This window comes from Arenimonas sp. (assembly GCF_019459675.1).
Taxonomy (GTDB): domain Bacteria; phylum Pseudomonadota; class Gammaproteobacteria; order Xanthomonadales; family Xanthomonadaceae; genus Arenimonas.
In genome coordinates this window covers 1-4,094 of sequence record NZ_JAIBFH010000155.1, presented here as the reverse complement: position 1 = coordinate 4,094, position 4,094 = coordinate 1, and the positions used below count along the sequence as shown (strand labels likewise).

At 69.5% G+C, this 4,094-nt stretch carries 2 protein-coding genes and 2 pseudogenes; 3 read left to right on the top strand and 1 reads right to left on the bottom strand.

Translation table 11 applies throughout. From position 1 onward, the window contains the following. On the bottom strand, positions 1-1,177 hold a 1,177-nt coding region (locus tag K0M70_RS05625; RefSeq protein ID WP_290780414.1), incomplete at its 3' end, for an AAA family ATPase. Positions 1,178-1,307: 130 nt separating this feature from the next. Here K0M70_RS05625 and hrcA point away from each other — a divergent pair. The 3 genes and pseudogenes from hrcA to K0M70_RS05610 form a co-directional block, all read left to right on the top strand. Further along, positions 1,308-2,357, top strand: coding sequence for a heat-inducible transcriptional repressor HrcA (hrcA, locus tag K0M70_RS05620; protein ID WP_290780413.1), 1,050 nt, complete (start codon positions 1,308-1,310; stop codon positions 2,355-2,357). A 98-nt stretch (positions 2,358-2,455) separates the two neighbouring features. Continuing rightward, positions 2,456-2,908: pseudogene (gene grpE / locus K0M70_RS05615) on the top strand (nucleotide exchange factor GrpE); the annotation flags it as partial. A 95-nt stretch (positions 2,909-3,003) separates the two neighbouring features. Beyond that, positions 3,004-4,094: pseudogene (locus K0M70_RS05610) on the top strand (Hsp70 family protein); the annotation flags it as partial.

Here is a 4,094-nt window from a genome sequence, read left to right as displayed (position 1 = left end):
GTAAGCGGCCCCCTCCCTGGCCCCTTGCGGCCTGCGGGCGGGCCCCGGCCGGGCCCAGGGCCGGGGCGGCGGCCGCGCGGGCGCGGCTGAGGTTGGCGGCGGCCTGGCGCCACAGCTGCTCGGCCTGGGCCAGCTCGCGGGCCAGGCGTTCGGACCGGTCGGTGGCGCCGCTGAGGGTTTCCAGCTCGGCCTGCTGCTCGTCCAGGCGCGCGGCCAGGCCCTCCAGCGGCACGCGGTGCTTGCGCGCCAGTTCGTGCAGGCGGGTCAGGCGGTCTTCGAGCTGCTGCAGCCGGTCGGGGTCCAGGTCGAAGTCGTCGCGGATGCGTTCGAGGCCCGCGCCGGCCTCGGACAGCTGGATGTCGGCCGACTCCAGCAGCGCCACCACCTCGGCCAGACGCGGTTCGTCGGCGCTCAGGCGCGCCAGCTCGGCGCTGACCTGGTGCAGGGCGCGGCCCAGCGACAGGCCTTCGTCGCCGGCCAGGCGGGCCAGGGCGGATTCGCAGCCCTGCAGCAGCCCGGCGGCATTGGCCTGGCGGCGGTGCGCGGCCAGCAGGTCTTCGATGGCGCTGGCCTGCAGGTCTTCGCGGCTGAGTTCGTCCACCTGGTGCTGCAGCCAGGCCACGCGCTCGCCGACGTCGCCGGCGCGGGCGATCTCGGCCAGGTCGCGGTCGATCGCGATCCACCGCTGGGCAATTTCGCGCACCTGGGCCATCAGGGGCTCGTGGCGACCGAAGGCGTCCAGAAGGGCCAGCTGGTGGCCGCGGTCGAGCAGCGCCTGGTGTTCGTGCTGGCCGTGGATTTCCACCAGGCGGCCGCCCAGCTCGGACAGCTGGCCCAGGGTGGCGGGCCGGCCGTTGATCCAGGCCCGCGAGCCGCCGTCGGCGCGGATGACGCGGCGCAGCTGGCAGCCCTGGTCGTCGTCGAGCTCGTTTTCGCGCAGCCAGGCCAGGGCGCCCGGGGCGTCGTGCAGGTGGAATTCCGCGGCCAGCTCGGCGCGCTCGGCACCGTGGCGGACGATGCCGGCGTCGGCGCGCGCACCGGTCAGCCACATCAGGGCGTCGACCAGCAGCGACTTGCCGGCGCCGGTTTCGCCGGAAACCACCGTCATACCGGGCCCGAACGCAAGTTCGGCGGCGCTGACGACGGCAAAATCCTTGAGGGTGAGATGGGTAATCATGGGCTGGGCGATTTTGCCTGAATCACCCATGGTTAAGGTGCGCCCGCTGCGATGGCATCCCAGACCCCGGTCCCGTGCGGTAGGAAAAGCACTCCTTGCGCCTGCCGCCCGCCGGCCTTATCTATGGAGGATGGAACTGAGCCTCGACCCGCGCGCGCGCCGCCTCCTGCGCACCCTGATATCCCAGCACATCCGCGACGGCGAGCCGGTGGGCTCGCGCACGCTGGCGCGCAGCTCGGGCCTGGACGTCAGCCCGGCCACCATCCGCAACATCATGGCCGACCTCGAGGAAATCGGCCTGGTGGCCGCGCCGCACGCCTCGGCCGGCCGCATTCCCACGGCGCAGGGCTACCGGGTGTTCGTCGACAGCCTGCTGCAGATCAAACCGGTGCAGGAAGCCGAGGTGTCGCGCATGCGCGCCAACCTGGCGGCCGGGGCCGGCACCCAGGCCCTGCTGTCGAACACCAGCGAGCTGCTGTCGGCAATGAGCCAGTTCGTGGGCGTGGTGACCGTGCCCCAGCGGGGCCAGTTCGCGTTCCGGCACATCGATTTCGTGCCGCTGGACGGCCAGCGCGTGCTGGTGATCCTGGTGTTCACCGACAACGAGGTGCAGAACCGCATCATCACGCCGCGCCGGGCGTATACCCCGTCCGAGCTCGAGCAGACCGCCAACTTCCTCAACAGCCATTTCGCCGGCCGCCCGCTGCAGGAGATCCGCGCCACGCTGCTGCGCGACCTGCGCGACACCCGCAGCGAGATGGAGCAGCTGCTGTCGGCCGCGGTGGAGCTGTCCGAACAGGCCCTGGGCGGCCCGCCGGGGAGCAACGACGACATGCTGCTGGCCGGCCAGACCCGCCTGATGGGCGTACAGGAGCTGTCCGACCTGGACCGGCTGCGCGAGCTGTTCGAAGCCTTTTCCCGCAAGCGCGAGATCCTGCAGCTGCTCGAACGCACCATCCACGCCCAGGGCGTGCGTGTGTTCATCGGCGAAGAGACCGGCCTGGCGCCGCTGGACGGCTGCACCGTGGTCACCGCCCCCTACGGCGCCAATGGCCGGGTGCTGGGCGTGCTGGGCGTCATCGGCCCGACCCGCATGGCCTACGATCGCGTCATTCCCATGGTGCAGGCCACTGCCGACCTGCTCGGGGCCGCCTTGAATCCCGAGGCGCCGGCCCCATAAGCCTGACTCAGCCCGCGGGCAGCGCGGGGCAGCCACACTGGAATCCCATGACCCATCAAGAAAACACCCCGGACGCCCCGACGCCCGAAGACGACTACGGACTGGACGGCGAGCTCGAGCAGCTGCGTGCCGCCATGGCCAGCCTGCGCGAAGAAGCCCTGCGTGAGCGCGCCGAGCTCGACAACCAGCGCAAGCGCCTGGCGCGTGACGTGGACCAGGCCCGCCGCTTCGCCAACGAAAAGCTGCTCTCGCAGCTGCTGCCCGTGCTCGACAGCCTGGATGCCGGCCTGCTGGCCGCCAGCGCCGAAACCGGCCCGCTCAAGGACGGCCTGGAGATGACCCTGCGCCAGCTGCTCAAGGTGGGCGCCGACAACGGCATGACCCAGCTCGACCCGATCGGCGTGGCCTTCGACCCCGAGTGGCACCAGGCCATCAGCCAGATCCCGGCCAGCGGCGCCGAGCCCGGCACGGTGGTGCAGGTGTTCCAGAAGGGCTACAGCCTGAACGATCGCCTGCTGCGCCCGGCCCTGGTGGTGGTTGCCGCCGGCTAGCGCGTGACGGGGACTTGAAGAAGCAGGTCCCGACCCCACTTTTGAACCATCCGCGGCCGAGGCCGCACGACACAGCATTTTGACGGAGAACTTTCATGGGCAAGATCATCGGCATCGACCTGGGTACCACCAACAGCTGCGTGTCCGTCATGGAAGGCGGCGTAGCCAAGGTCATCGAGAATTCCGAAGGCGACCGCACCACGCCTTCGGTCGTCGCCTTCACCAAGGACGGCGAAGTCATCGTTGGCGCCTCGGCCAAGCGCCAGGCCGTCACCAACCCCAAGAACACCTTCTACGCGGTGAAGCGCCTGATCGGCCGCAAGTTCACCGACGCCGAAGTGAAGAAGGACCTCGACCTGGTGCCCTACGGCATCCAGGCCCACGACAACGGCGACGCCTGGGTCAGCACCAGCGACGGCAAGGCGATGTCGCCGCAGTAAATCCCCGCGCCCATCCTCGATAAGATGACGAAGACCGCCGAAGCCTACCTGGGCGAGACGGTGACCGAAGCGGTGATCACCGTGCCGGCCTACTTCAACGACAGCCAGCGCCAGGCCACCAAGGACGCCGGCCGCATTGCCGGCCTGGACGTCAAGCGCATCATCAACGAGCCCACCGCGGCCGCGCTGGCCTACGGCATGGACAAGAAGGGCGGCGACCGCAAGCTGGCCGTTTACGACCTGGGCGGTGGCACGTTCGACGTGTCCATCATCGAGATCGCCGAGATCGACGGTGAGAAGCAGTTCGAAGTGCTGGCCACCAACGGCGACACCTTCCTGGGTGGCGAAGACTTCGACAAGCGCGTCATCGACTATCTCGTCGAGGAGTTCAACAAGGAGCAGGGCATCGACCTGCGCAAGGACCCGCTGGCGCTGCAGCGCCTGAAGGACGCGGCCGAGCGCGCCAAGATCGAGCTGTCCACCAACCAGCAGACCGAGGTGAACCTGCCGTACGTCACCGCCGACGCGTCGGGCCCGAAGCACCTGAACATCAAGCTGACCCGCGCCAAGCTGGAAGCGCTGGTGGAAGACCTGATCAAGAAGTCGATCGAGCCGTGCCGCATCGCGCTGAACGATGCCGGCCTGCGTTCGAGCGACATCGGTGAAGTGATCCTGGTCGGCGGTCAGACCCGCATGCCGAAGGTGCAGCAGGCCGTGACCGAGTTCTTCGGCAAGGAACCGCGCAA